The organism is Bradyrhizobium sp. 4 (assembly GCF_023100905.1).
GTDB lineage: Bacteria > Pseudomonadota > Alphaproteobacteria > Rhizobiales > Xanthobacteraceae > Bradyrhizobium.
Genome location: NZ_CP064686.1, coordinates 508797 through 528258, shown reverse-complemented (window position 1 = coordinate 528258; position 19462 = coordinate 508797). Strand labels below are relative to the sequence as shown.

Sequence of the window (19462 nt, the reverse complement as noted above, 5' to 3'; positions counted from 1 at the left end):
CTCCCCGCTTGCGGGGAGAGGGTAAGATACAGCAGTGCTCGCCTCTACTCCGTCACAGGCTTGTCGGACACGATCCAATCCTTGCCGTTGAAGGTCGAGATGAACAACGTCTTCATCGGGGTGTAGTCGCCGGGCGTGTAGTTGTAATTGACGCCGTCGAGGAAGAACGGCGAATGGAAGCCGTCGAGGGTCGATGCCTGCTTGAGCACGTTTTCGCGCGTGAGCTCATCGCCGCAGCGGCGCAGAATCTCGCCCATGGTCACCGCCTGGCCGTAACCGGCGTAGGCGATGGTGTTGTCGGGATCGACGCTCGGCAAATAGGCTTTCCGCAGCGCGTCGAACGCCATCACGTCCTTATCCGCCTCCCAGGGGCCGGGCCCGGCATCCTTGGAGTAACGGATCGCGACGATGCCGGTCGCATTCTCGAGTCCGGCGGCACTGAGGATCGAGCGGCCGGTGGAGCCGGCCGACAGCAGTTGCAGCGGCTTCCAGCCGAGCTCGGTGACCTTGCGGATCGACTGCGACGAGGCCTTGCCGGTGGAGATGTTGTAGAAGACGTCGGCGCCGGACTTCGAGAGATTGATGAGCTGGGAATCGACGGTCGGATCGGTCAGATCGTAGGTCTGCTCCATGATCACCTTTGCGGCCCCGCCGGCGTCTTCCAAGACTTTCTTGAAGGGCCCGAGGAAGTCGCGGCCAAAATCGTCGTTCTGATAGAGGATGCCGACCTTGGCATTCGGCTTCACGCTGAGGACGTGCCGCGCCAGGATGCGGGCTTCGGTCGGATAGAGCGGCAGGCCCGCCATCGTCCATTTGAACTCTTTCGGATTATTCCACTTGGAGGCGCCGGTGTTGAGCAAAAGCTGCGGCACGCCCTTTGAGTTCAGATATTTGTGCACGGCGGTTTGCGGCGCGGTGCCGAGCGAGCCGTAGAGCGCGAGCACCTCTTCCTGTTCGACCAGGCGCCGCGTCGCCTCGACGCATTTCGGCGCGCTGTAGGCATCGTCCATGGTCAGGAATTTGACCTTGCGTCCGTTGATGCCGCCCTTCTCGTTCAGCATCTGGAAATAGGCTTCGCCGATGCGCCCGAGCACGCCGTAAAGCGAGCCGGGGCCGGAGTGCGGCACGGTCTGCCCGATCTTGATCTCGGTGTCGCTGGCACCGGCATCATATTTCTTCTCCGCGGCCCAGACGTAGGGCGCGGGCAAGGTGGATGCAGCGATGGTCGCGAGCGCGGCGGCGCTGAAATCGCGCCGCGATGGATTCTTCGTCATTATTCGTTTCTCCCTGGTGCGCGCATTGTGCTGGCATCGCCGCACGGCTCGCAAGTGGGAAGTCACGGCTTTGCGACGCAATGACGCTTAAAGCGCCACATATAGCGCCTAGACTCAAGTTTTCTCGGCGACCACGACGAGGCCGCGCACCGGCTCGTTGTTCTCGGTGCGTGGCGAAGCCTGCTCCAAAGTGAGGAGCTTGAAGCAGGCCTGCGCCATCGTATCGCGCACATATTCCGCCGAATGGGCATAGCGCAGACCTTCGCCGAGAACGATGCCGCTGCCGTCATGAGTCTCCAGCGTGAACGCAAGCACGCCGCCGGACGCGAGCACGCGCCTGGCTTCACCGAGCACCGGGGCGAGATCGGGGAGATAGACGAACGCATCGGCCGCGACGACGAGGTTCGTGCTCGCATCGCTCCTGCTGCGCAGGCCCTCGATCATGTCGGCGACTTCGAGCTCGGCATAGAGGCCGGTGGCGCGCGCCTCCTTGACCATGCCGGGCGACAGATCGATGCCGATGAACTGGTCGACCTGTTTTGCGAAGGCGGCGGCCGCAAGCCCCGTCCCACATCCGAGATCGATGGCGCGCTTGAACAGCGCGGGCTTCTTCGCGGCGACGCGGCCAGCCACCACCGCCTTGAAGATCAACGACGGCGCGCGATAGCCGAGATCGTTGATCAGAACGTGCTCGAAGCGCGGCGCGTATTGATCGAACAAGGCCTGCACATAGGCCTTTGGCATCTCGGAAAATTGCGCGTCGCCGAGGCGCATCAGATGCAGATGAGCGCCGTGCTGATCGCTCGGGTCGGACTCGCGCGATTTGCGAAAGGCCGCAATCGCCTTGTCGCGCTCGCCGAGTTGCGCGCAGATTTCGCCGAGCGTGAACCAGGCCGAGGTGAAATTCGGCGCAAGCTCGATGGTCTGCTCCAGCAGATCGGCAGCGGCCGCCAGATCGCCCTTGAGCTGAAGATCGCGCGCGAACTCGAAGCGCCGGTCGGCCATGAGATCGCCGGAAGTCAGGAACAGGCGCAGGGGCATTGGGGAACCAGGAAGCGAAGTGAGCGGGTGACTCGAAGATGCGGGGTCGCGACCTATATAACAGGCATGCGTCCGCAAGACATCCTGCTGCCAGTTGCCGCCGGCCTATGCTGCAAGCCGGGCGGCTTCCATATCGACCCCGTCCGGCCGGTCGAGCGGGCCGTGATCACCCACGGCCATTCCGACCATGCCCGCGCCGGCCACGGCGCGGTGCTGGCGACGCAGGAAACGCTGGACATGATGCGGCTGCGCTATGGCGAGAATTTCGCCGGCTCGACGCAGGCGATCCGCTATGGCGAGGAGATCCGGCTCGGCGACGTCAGCGTGAAGTTTCACCCGGCCGGCCATGTGCTCGGTTCGGCGCAGGTCGCGGTCACCTGCAAGGACACCTGCATCGTCGCCTCCGGCGACTACAAGGATGCACCCGACCCGACCTGCACGCCGTTCGAGCTCGTGCCCTGCGACGTCTTCATCACCGAGGCGACGTTCGGTCTGCCGGTGTTTCGCCATGGCGATGCGGCCGACGAGGTCAAGAAGCTGCTGGCTTCGGTGGCGCTGTTTCCGGAGCGCGCGCATCTCGTCGGCGCCTATTCGCTCGGCAAGGCGCAGCGCGTGATCGCGCTGCTGCGCCAAACCGGCTACGACGCGCCGATCTATCTGCATGGCGCGATGGAGAAGATCACGCATTACTATCAGAGCCGCGGGATCGAGCTCGGCGAGTTGCGGCCGGTGAAGGGGGTGAAGAAGGCGGCGCTCGCCGGCACCATCACGCTGGCGCCGCCCTCTGCGACATCCGATCTCTGGACCCGGCGGTTTCCCGATCCGGTCACGGCATTCGCCTCCGGCTGGATGCGGGTGCGCGCCCGCGCGCGGCAACGCGGCATCGAGCTGCCGCTGGTGATCTCGGATCATGCCGATTGGGACGGCCTCACCGCCACGATCGCGGCGACCGGTGCCGGCGAGATCTGGGTCACCCACGGCCAGGAAGACGCGCTGGTGCATTGGTGCCAAAGCAAGGGCTTGCGGGCGCGGCCGCTCGATCTGGTCGGCTATGGCGACGAGGAGGAGACCGAGACCCCGCTCGCTGACGAGGCCGAAGCATGAACCGCTTCGCCGAACTGCTCGACCGCCTCGCCTACGAGCCCGGCCGCAACAACAAGCTGCGCCTGATCACCAGCTATTTTCGCGAGGTCGCCGATCCCGACCGCGGCTACGCGCTGGCCGCGCTGACCGGTGCGCTCAGCTTCAAGCACGCCAAGCCCGCATTGATCCGCGACCTGATCGCCTCGCGCACCGATCCGGTGCTGTTCGGGCTGAGTTACGATTATGTCGGCGATCTCTCCGAGACGGTGGCGCTGATGTGGCCGAAGGCCATGGGTGTCCACAACAACCCGCCACCCCCAACCCTCACCGAGGTCGTCACCACGCTGCGCACGCTCGGCAAGACCGAGCTGCCAAAACAGCTCGAGCGCTGGCTCGACGAGCTGGACGAGACCGGCCGCTGGGCGCTGTTGAAGCTCGTCACCGGCGCGTTGCGCATCGGCATCTCCGCGCGCCTGGCCAAGACTGCGGCCGCGGCACTCGGCGACAAGGACCCGCATGAGGTCGAGCTGATCTGGCCCGGTCTCGCGCCGCCCTATCTCGACCTGTTCGCCTGGCTGGAAGGCCGCGGCGACAAGCCGGTCAATCGCGATCCCGCCCCGTTCCGCCCCGTGATGCTGGCGCATGCGATCGAGGACACCGATTTCGCCGCGCTCGATCCCGCCGACTACATCGCCGAATGGAAATGGGACGGCATCCGCGTGCAGGCGGTCGCCGGCCGCGACGAGCACGGCCAGATCACCGCGCGGCTCTATTCGCGCACCGGCGAGGACATCACCGGAAGCTTTCCGGATCTCGTGCCATCGTTGCGGCTACCCGGCGCCATTGACGGCGAGCTTCTGATTCTGCGCGAAGGGCGCGTGCAGAGTTTCAATGTTCTGCAACAGCGGCTCAACCGCAAGGTCGTGTCTCCGAAGCTGATCAAGGAGTTTCCAATTCATCTGCGCGCCTACGATCTGCTCGGGGACGACGAGAATGATCTGCGCGAGCTGCCGTTCGCGGAGCGCCGCGAGCGACTGGAGACCTTCATCGGCAAGCTCGACGATTCCCGCATCGATCTCTCGCCCACCGTGCCCTTCGCAAGCTGGGAGGCGCTGACCGCCGCACGCGCCGATCCCGCCAGCGCCGGTGCGGGCGAAGACGCGGACGCCGTCGAAGGCGTGATGCTGAAGCGGCGCGATGCCCCCTATCTGCCGGGACGGCCGAAGGGACAGTGGTGGAAGTGGAAGCGCGATCCGCACATCATCGACGCCGTGCTGATGTATGCGCAGCGCGGCCACGGCAAACGCTCGTCCTACTATTCCGACTACACCTTCGGTGTCTGGACCGCAGGCGCGGGCGGTGACGAGCTGGTGCCGGTCGGGAAAGCCTATTTCGGCTTCACTGACGAGGAGCTGCTCCAGATCGACCGCTTCGTGCGTCGCAATACAACCGAAAAATTCGGTCCCGTCCGCCACGTCGTGCACGAGCCGGACAAAGGCCTGGTGCTGGAGGTCGCCTTCGAGGGGCTGCAGCGCTCACCACGGCACAAATCCGGCGTCGCGATGCGCTTTCCCCGCATCAGCCGCTTGCGCTGGGACAAGCCGCCGCGGGAGGCCGACCGACTGGAAACGCTGGAAAAGATGCTGAAAGCGGAGGCGGCGGAGATTGAGGCTTAAGAAGCCCCGGGCGTGTGCTTGCCCGAATTAAAATCCCGTAAGCCGATTGACGCCCCCTCACGGGTTCCCCATGTCCACCGCCTTGCCCTATGATAGGGTCGAATCCCCTGAGGAGTTTGAGATGGCCCACGACGTCAGAGATTTGCCGGCCGGCCGCAGTGATGGCCTGAACCGCTTTCTCGGCGGCTCGCCGCTGGCGGTCGCGTTTCGCCTGGTGCTGCTCTCGATCCTGGTCGGCGTCGTGCTGGCGACGATCGGCTTCGATCCCTGGAATATTCTCTACAGCATTCGTCTCTTGTTCCAGCGGTTGTGGGATCTCGGCTTCGATACCGTGAACTGGCTGTGGCGCTACTTCCTGCTCGGCGCTGTCATCGTGATCCCGATCTGGCTGCTGATGCGCGTTTTCGGCGCGCCGCGCAGGTAGGCCGTTAGTTTTGAGCATGATCTTGTCGGAAAACCGCTTCACACTTTTCCGGATCATGCTCTAGGGAGCTCGCAGCCGATGCAATTGCGCTTTGTCGGCTGCGGCGACGCCTTCGGATCGGGGGGCAGGCTCAACACCTGCTTCCACGTCTCGGGGCGCGAAGCCAACTTCCTGATCGATTGTGGCGCGTCGGCTTTGCCGGCGCTGAAGCGGCTTGAGATCGACTGCAATGAGATCGATCTCATCCTGATCACGCATTTCCACGGCGACCATTTTGCGGGGCTGCCGTTTGTTCTGCTCGACGCGCAATTCTCGCGGCGGACGCGGCCGCTCACGATCGCCGGCCCCAAAGGCATCGAGACGCGGCTGCGTGCAGTGATGGAGGCTCTGTTCGAGCACTCCTCGAAGACGAAACAGCGCTTCGAGCTGTCGGTCGTCGAGCTCGCGCCCGAGCAGAGCCAAAGCTTCGGCGCGGTGACGGTGACGCCCTACCCCGTCGTGCACGGTGAATCCGGCGGACCGTTCCTCGCTTATCGCGTCGAAGCGGAAGGCCGCACGCTGGCCTACAGCGCCGATACCGAATGGACGGAGACGCTCATTCCGTTGGCGCATGGCGCGGACCTTTTCATCGCCGAGGCCTATATGTACGAGAAGGTGGTCAAGAATCACCTCAGCCTGAAGACCTTGGAACAGCACCTTCCCGAAATCGGCGCAAAACGGCTCGTGCTCACCCATATGAGCGAAGACGTGCTGTCGCGCCTCGACGACATCGCCCATCTCGCCGCCGAAGACGGCATGGTGCTCGTGTTCTGACATGCACGCACCCGTTCACGTGAAGATCGGTTCCCGTCAGGTCTTCGCCATCGCAGGACCTGCGATGGTCGCGAACCTCACCACGCCGCTGATCGGCGTGGTCTCGACCACCGCGATCGGACGGCTGGACGATGCCGCGCTGCTCGGCGGCGTCGCCATCGCGTCCGTCATCTTCGACTGCCTGTTCTGGCTATTCGGCTTCCTTCGCATGAGCACGCTCGCCTTCACGGCGCAGGCGCTCGGCGCCGGCGAGACGCGCGAGCTGACCGCGATTCTGGTTCGCGGCTTCATCGTCGCGGGCCTGATCGGCATAGCCCTGATCGCGCTGCAACTGCCGCTGGCCGCCGTGCTGTTCGACCTGATGGGCGGCAGCGAAGGCGTTACGCGCGCGGCGAAAACCTATTTCGTGATCCGGATCTGGTCGGCGCCACTGGCGCTCGCCAATTATGTCATCCTCGGCTGGCTGGTCGGCCAGGCCCGCGCCAATCCGGCGCTCGCGCTCCAGGTCGTCATCAATCTCGTCAACGCGGCGGCGACGATCCTGCTGGTGCTGCTCTACGACACCGGCATCGCGGGTGCTGCGATCGCCGCACTGCTATCTGAAGCGGCCGGATTCGGGCTCGGCATGATGGTCTGCCGCCGCTATGCGGACGGCGGGTTCGCGGTGCCATACGCAGAGCTGTTCGACCGGACCAAGCTGATGCGGCTGCTGGCGGTGAATTCCGACATCCTGATCCGCACCGCGGCACTGATCGCCGTGTTTCTGTTTTTCACCGCCAAGGGCGCACGGGCTGGCGACGTCACGCTGGCCGCCAATTCCGTGCTCAACAATTTTCTGCTGGTCAGCGCCTTCTTCCTCGACGGTCTAGCGAACGCAGCCCAGCAGCTTTGCGGCCGTACGCTCGGCGCACGCGACGCGAGGGGATTTGCGGATTCGACCCGGCTGGTGCTGCTATGGGGGCTCGGCTTCGCGCTGGTCGTGTCCGCGCTGTTCGCGCTGTTTGGGCCGAATTTGATCGATGTCATGACGGCGAGCGAGGCCGTCCGTCGCGGTGCGCGGGAATTCCTGCCGTTCGTCGTGCTTGCGCCCATTCCCGGCGTGTTCGCCTTCGGTTTCGACGGCATCTATATCGGCGCGACCTGGGCGCGCGAAATGCGCAATCTGATGCTGGCCTCGCTCGCGATCTTCCTCGCCACATGGTGGGCGCTGCAATCGTTCGGCAATGCCGGGCTGTGGAGCGCGCTGATCGCCTCCTACGTCTCGCGCGGCGGCTTGCAGGCCGCGCGCTATCCGGCGCTGTACAGGAAGACGTTTTCGAAGCAGTCGCTGTAACGCGTAGCCCGGATGGAGCGAAAGCGTAATCCGGGGCCTTCGCGTCCGCGGATCGAATCCCGGATTGCGCTTCGCTCCATCCGGGCTACACCGCGAAGAGCTACATCCCCGGCCAGGTTTCCGCCGTCAACGTGGCGGCGTCGGAGCCGACGATCTCGGAGAGAGAATCCCGCCCGGTGCGCAATAGGGTTGAGGTGAGGTCGCGCTTGATCTCGTCGACGAGGCCGAGGCCCTTGTAGACCAGCGACGAATAGAGCTGGATCAGGCTCGCGCCGGCGCGGATTTTCGTCAGCGCGGCGCCGCCCGAATCCACGCCGCCGACGCCGATCAGGGGGAATGCGCCCTCGACGCGCACATAGGTCTCGGCGACCATCCGCGTCGACAGCCGGAACAGCGGCCGGCCTGACAGGCCGCCCTGCTCCTTGGCGCGCATCTCCTCGCGCAGCGTGCTCGGCCGCGCGATGGTGGTGTTCGACACGATCATGCCGTCGACCCGGCGCGAGCGCGCGACCTGCACGACGTCGTCGAGCTGGGCGAGGCTCAGATCCGGCGCGATCTTGAGCAGCACCGGCGTGTCGCCGGCGCTCTCGCGCACCCGCTGGCGCGCGTCGATCACCCTGGCGAGGAGATCGTCGAGCAGCGCGCCTTCCTGCAGATTGCGCAGGCCCGGCGTGTTCGGCGAGGAGACGTTGACGGTGAAATAGCTCGCGACCGGCGCAAAGGTCTCGATCAGCTTGACGTAGTCATTGACGCGATCGGGCGAATCCTTGTTGGCGCCGACATTGACGCCGACGATGCCGCCGTGCTGCGCGCGCGCCGCGAGCCGGCGCAGGGCGGTCTCCGCGCCGTCATTGTTGAAGCCCATGCGGTTGATCACGGCCTCGTCGCGCTCCAGGCGAAACAGCCGCGGCCGCGGATTGCCGCTTTGCGGTTTCGGCGTCACCGAGCCGATCTCGACGAAGCCGAAGCCGAGCCGCAGCAGCGCATCCGGCACTTCGGCGCTCTTGTCGAAGCCCGCGGCCATGCCGATCGGATTGGGGAAGTTGAGCCCGAAGGCACGCACCGCGAGCTTGGGATCGTCAGCCTGCGGCTTGCCCGGCGGCAGGAAGCGCAGGCCCTGGATCGCGAGGCGATGCGCATCCTCCGGATCGAGCCAACGCAACACCGGCAGCGAGAGAGCGTCGAAAGCGCGGATCACGGGGCAAGCTCCGGAACGTCGTGGCCGCCGTCGGAGCGCGTGTTGAGGTTCATCACGGCCATCACAGCGCCGAGATCGAGCTCGCCATAGAGATGCGGAAACAGCTCCTCATTGCGCGAACGCTCCCAGCGCAATGCGCTGCCGAGCGCATCGCCGTCGACCTCGACCAGGAACAGCGCGCGCTGCCCAACATAATGCCTCTGCAGGGTCTCGGGAACCTGGGATGCGGTCGAGAAATGGATGAATCCGTCGCGCGAATCGTCCGCGCTGCCGCGGTAGACACCCTGCCGTTCCGCCTCACGCCAGGCCGAGGCCGGACAGATTTTGTAGATCTTGACCACCGCTTACGCAGTCCTGTTTGCCCGTGGAGACAGCTCTTTGAGTCTCCTGGGGATTTTCGTCTCTCGTGGGTCGTTAAATCCCGGGCGGGACCGTAAAGGCCACCCCTGCCGAACTCAAGACTTAGACGCCGCCTCTTGCACCGAAAACGGAAAACCGATTGATTTGAGGATAGTTTTCCTGAGTTGCGACGGGCTGGACCTTCCATGGTCAGACAGGCCAAAGCGCAGAGGATGCTCTCTCACGACCAGATCTGGGGCGCGCTGGATCGGCTGGCGGAGCGTGCCGGCCTGTCACCGTCGGGCCTTGCCAAGCGCGCCGGGCTCGATCCCACCACCTTCAACAAGTCCAAGCGCGTCACCTCCGACGGCCGCGAGCGCTGGCCCTCGACCGAATCGATCGCGAAAGCGCTGGCGGCGGCAGATTCCTCGATCGACACCTTTGCCAGGCTGGTCGGCGACGAGACGGGCGGCGGCCGCTCGGTGCCGCTGCTCGGCTTCGCGCAGGCGAGCGCGAGCGGCGCCTTCGACGAGTCCGGCTTTCCCATCGGCAAGAGCTGGACCGAGTTTGCGCTTCCCACCGCCGAAGACAGCCACAGCTTCGCGCTGCAGATTTCCGGCGAAGCGCTACAGCCCGCCTATCGCGACGGCGACGTCATCCTGGTCTCACCCGGCACACCGGTCCGCAAAGGCGATCGCGTGGTGGTGAAGACCAAAGCGGGCGAGGTCACGGTGGCAACGCTGAAGCGCCGCACAGCAAAGGTTCTGGATTTGCAGCCGCTCGATCCGCCACAGCCCGAGCGGACGATGGCAGCGAGCGAGGTTGCGTGGATCGCAAGGATCGTGTGGGCGAGCCAGTGAGGGGTGCTCCGCTGTCATTCCCCGCGAAAGCGGGGAATCCAGTACGCCGCGGCGTCTCGGTTCAGCACGGCGGTCTCTGGAATACTGGATCGTCCGCCTTCGCGGACGATGACGGTGAGTGCTGGACTCACGCACTCCGCGCCAGCGCGCCGTCGATCATGTTCACCGCGTTCTGCACGCCATACACCGCGACAAAGGAGCCGAAGCGCGGGCCTTTTTCCTGGCCGAGCAGCACCTGGTAGAGCATGTTGAACCAGTCGAGTGTCACGCCGGGACGGCCGTCCTTGCCCTTCTTGACCTGGTCGAGGAACGGCTCGCGGCGGCCGATCTCGTAGACGACGTTCTGGATGTCCTCGGCCGAGGCGTCCTGCGGAAGCTGCGATAATGCATCCCGCAGATCCTGCAGCGCCGCGCGCTCGGTGTCGGTCGGTTCGCGGAACGTCTTCGTCGGCGCGACGAAGTCGCGATAATAGTTGATGGCATAGCCGACCATCGCATCGAGCTTGGGATGCGTTTGCGGGCTCACGCCGGGCCGGTAGCGGCCAATGAAACCCCACAGCGTCTCGGCATTCTCCGCATTCGACGACGACACCAGCGTCAGCAAGAGCTGGAACGTGACGGGCATGTCGAACTTCGGCGGATGGCCGCTGTGGACATGCCAGACCGGATTGCCGAGCTGCTGCCTGGCGTCCTGCTTGGCAAAGCCGTCGATGAATTGCTGGTAGTCGTCGACGTTGCGCGGGATGACGTCGAAATACAGCCGCTTGGCCGCCTTCGGCTCGCGATACATGAACAGCGACAGCGATTCCGGCGAGGCGTAGCGCAGCCATTCGTCGATGGTGAGGCCGTTGCCCTTCGACTTCGAGATCTTCTGGCCCTTGTCGTCGAGGAAGAGCTCGTAGTTGAAGCCTTCCGGCGGCGTGGCGCCGAGCGCCCTCGCGATCGCGCCGGAGAGTTTGACCGAGTCGATCAAATCCTTGCCGGCCATCTCGTAATCGACGCCGAGCGCGACCCAGCGCATCGCCCAGTCGGCCTTCCACTGGCACTTGACGTTGCCGCCGGTGACCGGTGTCTCGACCTCCTGGTTGGTATCGGGATCGAGATAGGTCACCGTGCCGGCCGCAACGTCGCGGCGGATCATCGGCACCTGCAGCACGACACCCGTGGTCTTGCTGATGGGGAGGAACGGCGAATAGGTCGCGCGGCGGTCGGGTCCGAGCGTCGGCAGGATGATCGCCATCACCTTGTCGTAGGCAGCTAACATCTTGAGCAGCGTCGCGTCGAAACGGCCGGACGTATAATAGTCGGTCGAGCTCGCGAATTCGTAGTCGAAGCCGAAATGATCGAGGAAGGCGCGCAGCCGCGCATTGTTGTGGTGCCCGAACGACGGATATTCGTTGGTGAACGGATCCGGCACGCGGGTCAGCGGCTTGCCGAGATGCGCGGCCAGCATCTCCTTGTTGGGGACGTTGTCGGGCACTTTCCGAAACCCGTCCATGTCATCGGAGAACGCGAGCAGGCGGGTCTTGATCTTGTTTTCGGTCAGCACATGAAAAGCGTGCCGCACCATCGAGGTGCGCGCGACCTCGCCGAAGGTGCCGATATGCGGCAGGCCTGATGGCCCGTAGCCGGTCTCGAACAGCACCTCGTCCTTCGGGCTTTTCTTCAGCCGCGCGACAATGGCCTTCGCCTGCTCGAACGGCCAGGCGTTGGATTGTTCGGCGAGCGCACGCAGATCGCTCGGGTTCGCGGCAAGATCGATAACGGACATCTAAGGGGCCTCCGGGGCGCGGAAAATAGCGATTTCCAGGCAGAATGCAATTTTGCGGGGTACTGCCACCGCGCCGTCATTGCGAGCGAAGCGAAGCAATCCAGACTGCCACTGCGGAAACAGCCTGGATTGCTTCGTCGCAAGGGCTCCTCGCAATGACGGCAGAGCAGGCAGCGAAACTAGAACGGGCTCACCGAGAAATACCGCAGCCACAGATCTGTGTAGCGGCCCTTTTCCCAGACGCGGAACATCGCCCAGTTCAGGGCCTGGCGCAGCACGTCGTTGCCCTTGCGCACGGCGATGCCGATGCCTTCGCCGAAGAAACGACTCTCGACGAAGGGGCCGCCGGAGAAGGCGCAGCAATCGCCGGAATCGGTGCCGTTGATCCAGAACGCGAGCGCGATGGCGTCGCCGAAGATGAAATCGACCTCGCCCTTGCGCAAGGCGCCGCGCATGGCATCGTCGTTGGGATAGGGGTGCAGCTCGGCGTCGGTGAACATCGCCTTGAGATAGGCTTCATGCGCGGAGCCGGCGATGACGCCGACCTTCTTGCCCTCGAGATATTCGGGACGGATCTCCGGCATCACCGCGTCCTTGCGCGAGGCGAAGCGCGCCGGCACGCGGTAATAGGGGTCGGTGAAGTCGACCCGGGCGCGGAGCTGCGGGCTCACCGCCATCGAGGCGATGATGGCGTCGCCCCGGTTGGAGGCAAGCGCATCGACCAGCGTCTCGAAGCGGCGCATCTGCACCGTGCAGGTGACCTTGATCTCCTCGCACAGCGCGCGGGCGAAGTCGACGTTGAAGCCGGCCGGATTGCCGTCGGCGCCGGTATAGTTGAAGGGCGGATAATCAGTCTCGGTCAGGAAGCGGATCACGGTCAGGCGCGACAAATCCGGCCGCTCCGGCCGCCGCCGCGGGTCCCAAAAGCCCGGCACGGCCTGCGGGGCGGCTTGCGGCGCGAGCTGGGGTGAGGCTTGCGGCGCCGTTGGGGGCTGCTTGGCCGGGGCCTGCGCCTGCGCGCGCGGCGCAGCAGCGAGCAGGCAGACGCCGACGACCAGCCCGGTCAGCAAGCCACGGGCGGATTTGGACGATTTCGCCTGTTGCGATGGGGCCATCGGCTGAAAATGAACGAATTTCGTTGAGATCGGAGGGCCTTATAGCCCATCCGGCCGGGAACGCGAGCGCGGATTGCGGCCAATAGGGAAGCCTACAGATACCGCTTCAAGTCCACCGCGGCCTCTTCAGGCGTGCGCTTCAGGTTGAATGGCGAGACGAAGCGGCCGTCGCGGTCCATCAGATAGATCAGCGCGGTGTGGTCCATGGTGTAGTCGCCGTCCTTGGTCGGGACCTTCTTGGCGTAGACCCGGTAGGAGGTGATCACCTTGGCGGTCTCGGCAGGATCGCCGCTCAGGCCCTCGAGGTGCGGGTCGAAGCTCGACAGATAATCCTTCATCGCCGCCGGCGTATCGCGCTCGGGATCGACCGAGATGAAGACAGCATTGACCTTGTCGGCGTCCTTGCCCAACGCGCGCAGCACTTCCGAGATCTCGAACAGCGAGGTCGGGCAGACGTCGGGGCAATGGGTGTAGCCGAAGAAGATCAGGGTCGGCTTGCCCTTGAGGTTCTTGTCGGTGACGGCCTTGCCGTTCTGGTCAGTGAGCTGGAACGGGCCGCCGATCGCGGCCGGCTGCGCCACCTTGCTGACCCCGCCCATGGCCCAGAATACGATCAGCAGCCCGAGGATGAGGCTTGCGGCGAAGGCGGTCGCGATCACCAGCGGACGGGCGGCGGAGCTCATGGGCGGAAAACTTCCTGTCGCGGGTCAGAAGCAGGCGGCGAAACCGGTCCTGATCATTTCGAAGAACACCTGGCTGCCGTAGTGGAACCAGAGCGCGAGCACGCCGAGCACGACCAGGCCGCCGACGCCAGCACCCGCCAACAGCAGCACGAACGGCATCCGGCCGGCAGTGGGCGAATTGTCCGATACAGGATGTGCGGGGTGCAGTGGTTGAGCCATGACAACGATCGGGGTGAAGGCCGGAATTCCCTGCCTTTCAAATAGGCGCTGGGACGGGACCGGGCAAGCGCAGCCGGCGGGCCGGAGATCAATTGGGGCGGAGGATCTCCATCATGCCCGGGCTTGTCCCGCCTGCGCGGCCGAAGCCGCTCCGGCGAGGCGAAGGCCCGGGCATCCACGGACTTTCCAGCCGGGCCAAAAACGTGGATGGCCGGGACATAGGCGAGCGAAAGCGACGCCGTCCTTCGGACGGCTACGCCCGGCCATGACGATCAATTAGTGAAAGGCGAATGACTGCCGCGCCCTACCGCGGCGATGGCTTGTTGGCGGAGGCCTGCGCGTCGAGGTAGCAGGGCTTGTACATGGCCTGGAGCTGCCTGCCCTTCAGGAAGAGCATATGCGGGGTGAGGCCGCCGCGCTGATTGATCCAGCGTTTCACCTGCGAAGGATACATCGCATAGAGCATCTGGGTCGCTTCGGTATTGGTGACGGCGCGGCCGTTGCTGCCGAAATCCCACGCGGCGTGGAAGCCCAGTGTCGCGTGCGACGTCACGCAGATGCGGTCAGGCGGGATGGCGCCGAGGACGATGGTGCAGGCAGAGGCGCAGAGACCGTCAATGATGACGGTGTCGCCCGACTGTCGCAGGTCCTGGTATTTGTCGACGTAGGTTCCGATCCGGCCACCGCGGTCATCCGCGATCCGAACCACCGCGTGAGAAGCGCCCATGCTCGCGATCAGGAGAACCGCCGCAAGCAACCCCGTCAGAAACTTCATTGGCCCCCGCCCCAGTCGAATTCGAATCTGTGTGTCAGGTGGTGATGCCCTGCTAGGGTCCGTCGTAACCGCGGTTTTGTCTAGGCATGCCGGCTCGCTCAAAACAAATTCACATCCAGTGTTGCGCCGGCGCTGCACTCAGCCGGTCTTTTTCCCGAAGTGGAACAAGTTAACGATGTCTTACGCGGCACACTCTTGATCTCAGTTGCAACCGCCGGCTTCAATCCGGGCAACTACAGGGGGGAACCTGTGAAGGGGAGACACATGAAGGGGGAAACATATGGCCGAACAGATGGCTGAAGAGACTGACGTCATCGTTGTCGGCGCAGGACTGTCGGGCCTCGTGGCCGCAACCGAGATCGCGGACGCCGGCAAGAACGTGATCGTGGTCGACCAGGAGGGCGAGCAGTCGCTGGGCGGCCAGGCGTTCTGGTCGTTCGGCGGATTGTTCCTGGTCGATTCGCCGGAGCAGCGCCGGCTCGGCATCAAGGACTCCTTCGACCTCGCGATGCAGGACTGGCTCGGCACCGCCGGCTTCGACCGTGACGAGGATTTCTGGCCGCGGCAATGGGCCGAGGCCTATGTGGCGTTCGCGGCCGGCGAGAAGCGTGCGTGGCTGCGCGCGATGGGCCATCGCATTTTCCCCGTGGTCGGATGGGCCGAGCGCGGCGGCTATGACGCCATGGGCCACGGCAATTCGGTACCGCGCTTTCATGTCACCTGGGGCACCGGGCCCGGCATCGTCGAGCCGTTCGAACGCCGCGCGCGCGAGGCCGTCAGAAGCGGCCGGCTGAGCTTCCGGTTCCGCCGTCGCGTCGATGCGCTCTCGATCACCAACGGCACGGTGGATGGCGTCAGCGGCGCCATTCTCGCCCCGGATAATGTCGAGCGCGGCAAGAGCTCATCGCGCAACGTCGTCGGCGAGTTTGCGTTGAAGGCGCAAGCCGTGATCGTGGCGTCCGGCGGCATCGGCGGCAATCACGAGCTGGTGCGGCAGAACTGGCCGAAGCGGCTCGGTGCGCCGCCGAAATTCATGATCTCCGGCGTGCCCGAGCATGTGGACGGCCGCATGATCGGCATCACCGAGAAAGCAGGCGCGCGGCTGATCAACCGCGACCGCATGTGGCATTATGTCGAAGGTATCCAGAACTGGTCACCGATCTGGCCGCGCCACGGCATCCGCATCCTGCCCGGCCCCTCCTCGATGTGGTTCGACGCCGCCGGCACGCGCTTGCCGGCGCCGTTGTTTCCCGGCTCCGACACGCTCGGCCAGCTCCAATACATCATGTCCACCGGCTACGATTATTCCTGGTTCATCCTGACCCAGAGCATCATCAAGAAGGAGTTTGCGCTGTCGGGCTCGGAGCAGAACCCCGACCTCACCGGCAAGAGCTGGCGCATGACCATCAAGCGCGCCACCAACAAGGGCGCGCCGGCGCCGGTGGAAGCGTTCAAAAGCCATGGTGTCGACTTCATCGTGCGCGACAATATCGAGGATCTCGTTGCGGCCATGAACAAGCTGGCCGGCAGCGACCTCCTCAAGCTCGAGCACATCAAGATGCAGATCGAGGCGCGCGACCGTGAGATCGCCAATCCTTACGTCAAGGATGCGCAGGTGATGAACATCCACAATGCGCGGCGCTATATCGGCGACAGGCTGATCCGCACCGCCTCCCCGCACCGCATCCTCGATCCCGCTCAAGGGCCACTGATCGCGGTCAAGCTCAACATCCTCACGCGCAAGACGCTGGGCGGTTTCGAGACCGACCTCTCTTCGCGCGTGTTCGGCGAGGAGGGCAGCGTCATCCCCGGTCTCTATGCAGCGGGCGAAGCCGCCGGCTTCGGCGGCGGCGGCGTGCACGGCTATCGCTCGCTGGAAGGCACGTTCCTCGGCGGCTGCCTGTTCTCGGGCCGCAATGCGGGCCGCGCCGCGGCGAAAGCCGTGGGCTAGATGATGCGGCGGCGAACGCGCATCGCGGCGTTTGTCGCGGCATTGGCCGCCACTTCGGCTGCGTCCGCCGACACGATCGACATCGACGGCGTGAAGCGGTCCTACACTGTGCAACTGCCAACGAAGCGGCTCGTGCCGCTCGTCGTCGTGCTGCATGGCAAGACCCAGCGCGGCGCCGACATGATGACACGGACGGCGTGGCCGCAGGTCGCAAAGCGCGAAGGGTTTGCCGTGGTCTTTCCTGATGGCCTCAACCACGCATGGGCCGATGCGAGGACCAAGGCGGGACCGGCGCTCCGTGGCCCGCCCGCGGGCACCGACGACGTCGCCTTCATCGCAAAGCTCGTCGAGAAGCTGGTGGCGAGCGGCACCGCCGATCCTCGCCGCGTCTATGTCACCGGCATCTCCAATGGCGGCGCCATGGCCATGACGCTGGTCTGTGCCCGCGCCGATCTGTTTGCTGCCGGCGCGAGCGTGAGCATGAACCTCACCGATGAGGCCGCGGTCACGTGCCATCCGTCGCGGCCGCTGCCGATGCTGCTGATGAACGGCACCGCCGATCCGCTGGTCCCCTACGAGGGCGGCCGCGGATCGAGCTATTATGCCGCAGACGGGTTCTGGTCCACCGACGAGACGCTTGCGTTCTGGCGCAAGCTCAACGGCTGCGAGACCGACAACGCCGACGCGACCGATTTGCCCGACAGGGCGCCCGCAGATCAGTCCACGGTGACACGGATCTCGTCGCGCTGTCCTGGAGGGCACGACGTCGTGCTTTATCGCATCAATCAAGGCGGTCACCGCATGCCCGGATTTTCTCCGGATGCCCGCTTCCCGAAGGTCGCCGCCAGCTTGCTCGGATCGCAGAACGGCGACATCGACGCCGCCGAGACGATCTGGACGTTCTTCGGCCAGTTTCCTTGAAGTGCAGCGCATGCATAGCCGGCGACGCATGCGTGCCCGGCAACGCATGCGTGCCTGGGGTGGCACGAGGCAAGCCGCTGCGCTAGACAGGGCCGCCATTCAAAGGAGACCCCAATGAGCATTCAGCGTCTTGAAACCGGCCCGCGCATGAGCCAGGTCGTGGTGCACGGCAACACCGTCTATCTCGCCGGTGTCGTCGCCAACAACGCCGCAGGCGAAAGCGTGACGAAGCAGACCCAGGACATCCTGGCGACCATCGACAGCCATCTCGCCAAAGCGGGCACCGACAAGTCGAAGCTGCTCTCGGCCACGATCTACATCACCGACATGAAGACGTTTGGCGAGATGAACGCGGTGTGGGACGCCTGGGTCTCGCCCGGCAACACGCCGGCACGCGCCACCGTCGAAGCCAAGCTCGCGGCAGCCCAATACACCGTCGAAATCATGGTCACCGCGGCGAAGTAAGTTCGCGACGACATTTGCGCGCGCTTGTCGACGCATGATCCGATCGGGAAACCGCCTTCCCGGATCATGCGCATGACCTCCGAGGTAATCGATCAGCGCGCGCAAACCTTCGATAGTCAGGTCAGCCGAACGACACGGCGCCATCGAAGGAGACGACAATGACCGACCCCATCACCATCGCCCGCCGCTACATCGATCTCTGGAACGAACGTGCAGCCGGCCGCCGGCGCGAACTGCTGAGCCAGAACTGGACGGCGGATGCGAGCTATGTCGATCCCCTGATGAAGGGGGATGGCCATGACGGCGTCGATGCGCTGATCGCAGGCGTGCAGCAGCGCTTTCCCGATTTCAAGTTCAAGCTGATCGGCGAGCCCAACGGCTACGGCGACCATGTCCGCTTCAGTTGGGGCCTTGGTCCCGATGGCATCGACAGCCCGATCAAGGGGACTGATTTCGCCGTGCTGAAGGACGGCCGCATCAGGAGCATCACGGGATTTCTGGACCAGGTGCCCGCAGGCGCGTGAGCACGCGCTGATCGTTGCCAGGCCCTCTCCCTTGTAAAGGGAGAGGGCGCAGCGGCGCTCGTCGCACAGGCACTAGTTATTCGCGCTCGCAGAATCGTCCATCGCCTTGAAGGCTTCCTCCAGCTGCAGCGAGATCGGCACGTTCAGCCGTTCGCCGGTCGGAAGCCTTGCGGTGAACCATTTGTTGTAGAGCGGAACGAGGTCGTGGTTGGAGCCGAGCTTGCGGAAGGTGCGATCGACCACGGCCGTCAGTTGCGGCTCGCCCTTGCGGAACATGATGCCGTAGGGATCGTAGGACAGGTAATCGCCGGTGACGCGGAACTTGTCCTGTGCCTTGTGGCGCACGATCAGGCTGGACAGCAGGATGTCGTCGGTCGCAAACGCATCGGCCTTGCCGTCGACGAGCATCTGGTATGACTGTTCGTGATCGGCACCGACAACGATGGTCAGTCCCAACGAGGACTTCTTGTCGGCCGCCTGGATCGCCTGCTCGTTGGTGGTCCCCTTCGTCACCACGATAGTCTTGCCCTTCAGATCAGCCAGTGACTGGACGCTGGACGCCTTCGGCACCATCAGTTTGGTGCCGGCAACGAACATCAGCGGCGAGAAGGCGACGCGCTTGCCGCGCTCGGCATTGGCCGTGGTCGAGCCGCATTCCAGGTCGATCTTGTTCTGGAGCACGGCGTCGATGCGGTCATCCGAGGTGACCTTGACGTAGGCGATCTTGAGATTGGGATCGTCGACCTCGACGCCGATCTCCTCGACGATGGCCTCGCAAAGCTCGAGGCTGTAGCCGATCGGCCGGTTGGCCTGATCGAGGAAGGAGAACGGCGGCGAGCTCTCGCGATAGCCGAGCCGCACGGTGTGCGCGGTCTTGATCGCTGACAGCGTCGGGCTAAGCCCTTCGCTGCCACCGGTCTGGGCGGAGGCACCCGTGGCCAGCTGGCACGCTGCCAGCAACAAGCCGCCCGATATCGCCATTGAAAGGCGCATGATG

General features: G+C 64.7%; 20 protein-coding genes. 10 read left to right on the top strand and 10 right to left on the bottom strand.

Annotated features, from left to right (window positions below):
* Window positions 1-44: 44 nt before the first annotated feature.
* Complete coding sequence (locus tag IVB45_RS02535) at window positions 45-1274, bottom strand: ABC transporter substrate-binding protein (protein WP_247283131.1); 1230 nt, start codon at window positions 1272-1274, stop codon at window positions 45-47.
* A gap of 114 nt (window positions 1275-1388) precedes the next feature.
* Window positions 1389-2315, bottom strand: coding sequence for a methyltransferase domain-containing protein (locus IVB45_RS02530; protein WP_247362989.1), 927 nt, complete (start codon window positions 2313-2315; stop codon window positions 1389-1391).
* A 66-nt stretch (window positions 2316-2381) separates the two neighbouring features.
* On the opposite strand from IVB45_RS02530, the gene IVB45_RS02525 reads away from it, so the two are divergent.
* From IVB45_RS02525 to IVB45_RS02505, 5 genes are all read left to right on the top strand, one after another.
* The gene (locus tag IVB45_RS02525) at window positions 2382-3419 is read left to right on the top strand and encodes a ligase-associated DNA damage response exonuclease (RefSeq protein WP_247362990.1); all 1038 of its coding nucleotides are present in this window, start codon (window positions 2382-2384) and stop codon (window positions 3417-3419) included.
* The gene (locus tag IVB45_RS02520; RefSeq protein WP_247362991.1) at window positions 3416-5074 is read left to right on the top strand and encodes a cisplatin damage response ATP-dependent DNA ligase; all 1659 of its coding nucleotides are present in this window, start codon (window positions 3416-3418) and stop codon (window positions 5072-5074) included. Before IVB45_RS02525 ends, IVB45_RS02520 begins: the two co-directional genes overlap by 4 nt.
* A gap of 121 nt (window positions 5075-5195) precedes the next feature.
* Window positions 5196-5498: a DUF6460 domain-containing protein gene (locus IVB45_RS02515; RefSeq protein ID WP_247362992.1), complete on the top strand. Its 303-nt coding sequence runs from the start codon at window positions 5196-5198 to the stop codon at window positions 5496-5498.
* A gap of 78 nt (window positions 5499-5576) precedes the next feature.
* The gene (locus IVB45_RS02510) at window positions 5577-6311 is read left to right on the top strand and encodes an MBL fold metallo-hydrolase (protein ID WP_027570008.1); all 735 of its coding nucleotides are present in this window, start codon (window positions 5577-5579) and stop codon (window positions 6309-6311) included.
* A gap of 1 nt (window position 6312) precedes the next feature.
* Window positions 6313-7644 (top strand): MATE family efflux transporter, encoded by a 1332-nt coding sequence (locus IVB45_RS02505; protein WP_247362993.1) that lies wholly within the window; start codon window positions 6313-6315, stop codon window positions 7642-7644.
* Between the two features lie 100 nt (window positions 7645-7744).
* On the opposite strand, the gene IVB45_RS02500 is transcribed toward IVB45_RS02505, so the two are convergent.
* Window positions 7745-8842 carry a quinone-dependent dihydroorotate dehydrogenase gene (locus IVB45_RS02500; RefSeq protein ID WP_247283123.1) on the bottom strand — a complete coding sequence of 366 codons (1098 nt, stop codon included), beginning with the start codon at window positions 8840-8842 and terminating at the stop codon, window positions 7745-7747.
* Window positions 8839-9183 (bottom strand): DUF952 domain-containing protein, encoded by a 345-nt coding sequence (locus tag IVB45_RS02495; protein ID WP_247283121.1) that lies wholly within the window; start codon window positions 9181-9183, stop codon window positions 8839-8841. The genes IVB45_RS02500 and IVB45_RS02495 overlap by 4 nt, the downstream gene beginning before the upstream one ends.
* Before the next feature lie 204 nt (window positions 9184-9387).
* Between IVB45_RS02495 and IVB45_RS02490 the strand changes: the two genes are divergently transcribed.
* Entirely contained in the window at window positions 9388-10041 is a 654-nt protein-coding gene (locus IVB45_RS02490) for a helix-turn-helix transcriptional regulator (RefSeq protein WP_247362994.1), read from the top strand.
* Between the two features lie 127 nt (window positions 10042-10168).
* On the opposite strand, the gene IVB45_RS02485 is transcribed toward IVB45_RS02490, so the two are convergent.
* The 5 genes from IVB45_RS02485 to IVB45_RS02465 all read right to left on the bottom strand — a co-directional run bounded on the left by IVB45_RS02485 (window position 10169) and on the right by IVB45_RS02465 (window position 14604).
* Window positions 10169-11812 (bottom strand): lysine--tRNA ligase, encoded by a 1644-nt coding sequence (locus IVB45_RS02485; protein WP_247362995.1) that lies wholly within the window; start codon window positions 11810-11812, stop codon window positions 10169-10171.
* Window positions 11813-11991: 179 nt separating this feature from the next.
* The gene (locus IVB45_RS02480; RefSeq protein WP_247362996.1) at window positions 11992-12927 is read right to left on the bottom strand and encodes a transporter substrate-binding domain-containing protein; all 936 of its coding nucleotides are present in this window, start codon (window positions 12925-12927) and stop codon (window positions 11992-11994) included.
* Between the two features lie 92 nt (window positions 12928-13019).
* Window positions 13020-13610: an SCO family protein gene (locus tag IVB45_RS02475; RefSeq protein ID WP_247283115.1), complete on the bottom strand. Its 591-nt coding sequence runs from the start codon at window positions 13608-13610 to the stop codon at window positions 13020-13022.
* 24 nt (window positions 13611-13634) lie between these two features.
* Window positions 13635-13829, bottom strand: a complete 195-nt coding sequence (locus tag IVB45_RS02470; RefSeq protein ID WP_027570000.1) for a hypothetical protein — start codon at window positions 13827-13829, stop codon at window positions 13635-13637.
* A 304-nt stretch (window positions 13830-14133) separates the two neighbouring features.
* Complete coding sequence (locus IVB45_RS02465; protein WP_027569999.1) at window positions 14134-14604, bottom strand: hypothetical protein; 471 nt, start codon at window positions 14602-14604, stop codon at window positions 14134-14136.
* Between the two features lie 292 nt (window positions 14605-14896).
* On the opposite strand from IVB45_RS02465, the gene IVB45_RS02460 reads away from it, so the two are divergent.
* The 4 genes from IVB45_RS02460 (at window position 14897) to IVB45_RS02445 (ending at window position 18465) form a co-directional block, all read left to right on the top strand.
* Entirely contained in the window at window positions 14897-16555 is a 1659-nt protein-coding gene (locus IVB45_RS02460) for an FAD-binding dehydrogenase (RefSeq protein WP_247363195.1), read from the top strand.
* On the top strand, window positions 16556-17476 hold the full coding sequence (locus IVB45_RS02455; protein ID WP_247283113.1) for a PHB depolymerase family esterase: 921 nt from the start codon (window positions 16556-16558) through the stop codon (window positions 17474-17476). It begins immediately after the preceding gene.
* A 114-nt stretch (window positions 17477-17590) separates the two neighbouring features.
* Window positions 17591-17941 carry a RidA family protein gene (locus tag IVB45_RS02450; RefSeq protein ID WP_007599359.1) on the top strand — a complete coding sequence of 117 codons (351 nt, stop codon included), beginning with the start codon at window positions 17591-17593 and terminating at the stop codon, window positions 17939-17941.
* 158 nt (window positions 17942-18099) lie between these two features.
* On the top strand, window positions 18100-18465 hold the full coding sequence (locus IVB45_RS02445; RefSeq protein WP_027569996.1) for a nuclear transport factor 2 family protein: 366 nt from the start codon (window positions 18100-18102) through the stop codon (window positions 18463-18465).
* Between the two features lie 72 nt (window positions 18466-18537).
* On the opposite strand, the gene IVB45_RS02440 is transcribed toward IVB45_RS02445, so the two are convergent.
* Entirely contained in the window at window positions 18538-19458 is a 921-nt protein-coding gene (locus tag IVB45_RS02440) for an amino acid ABC transporter substrate-binding protein (RefSeq protein WP_247362998.1), read from the bottom strand.
* Between the last annotated feature and the right edge of the window lie 4 nt (window positions 19459-19462).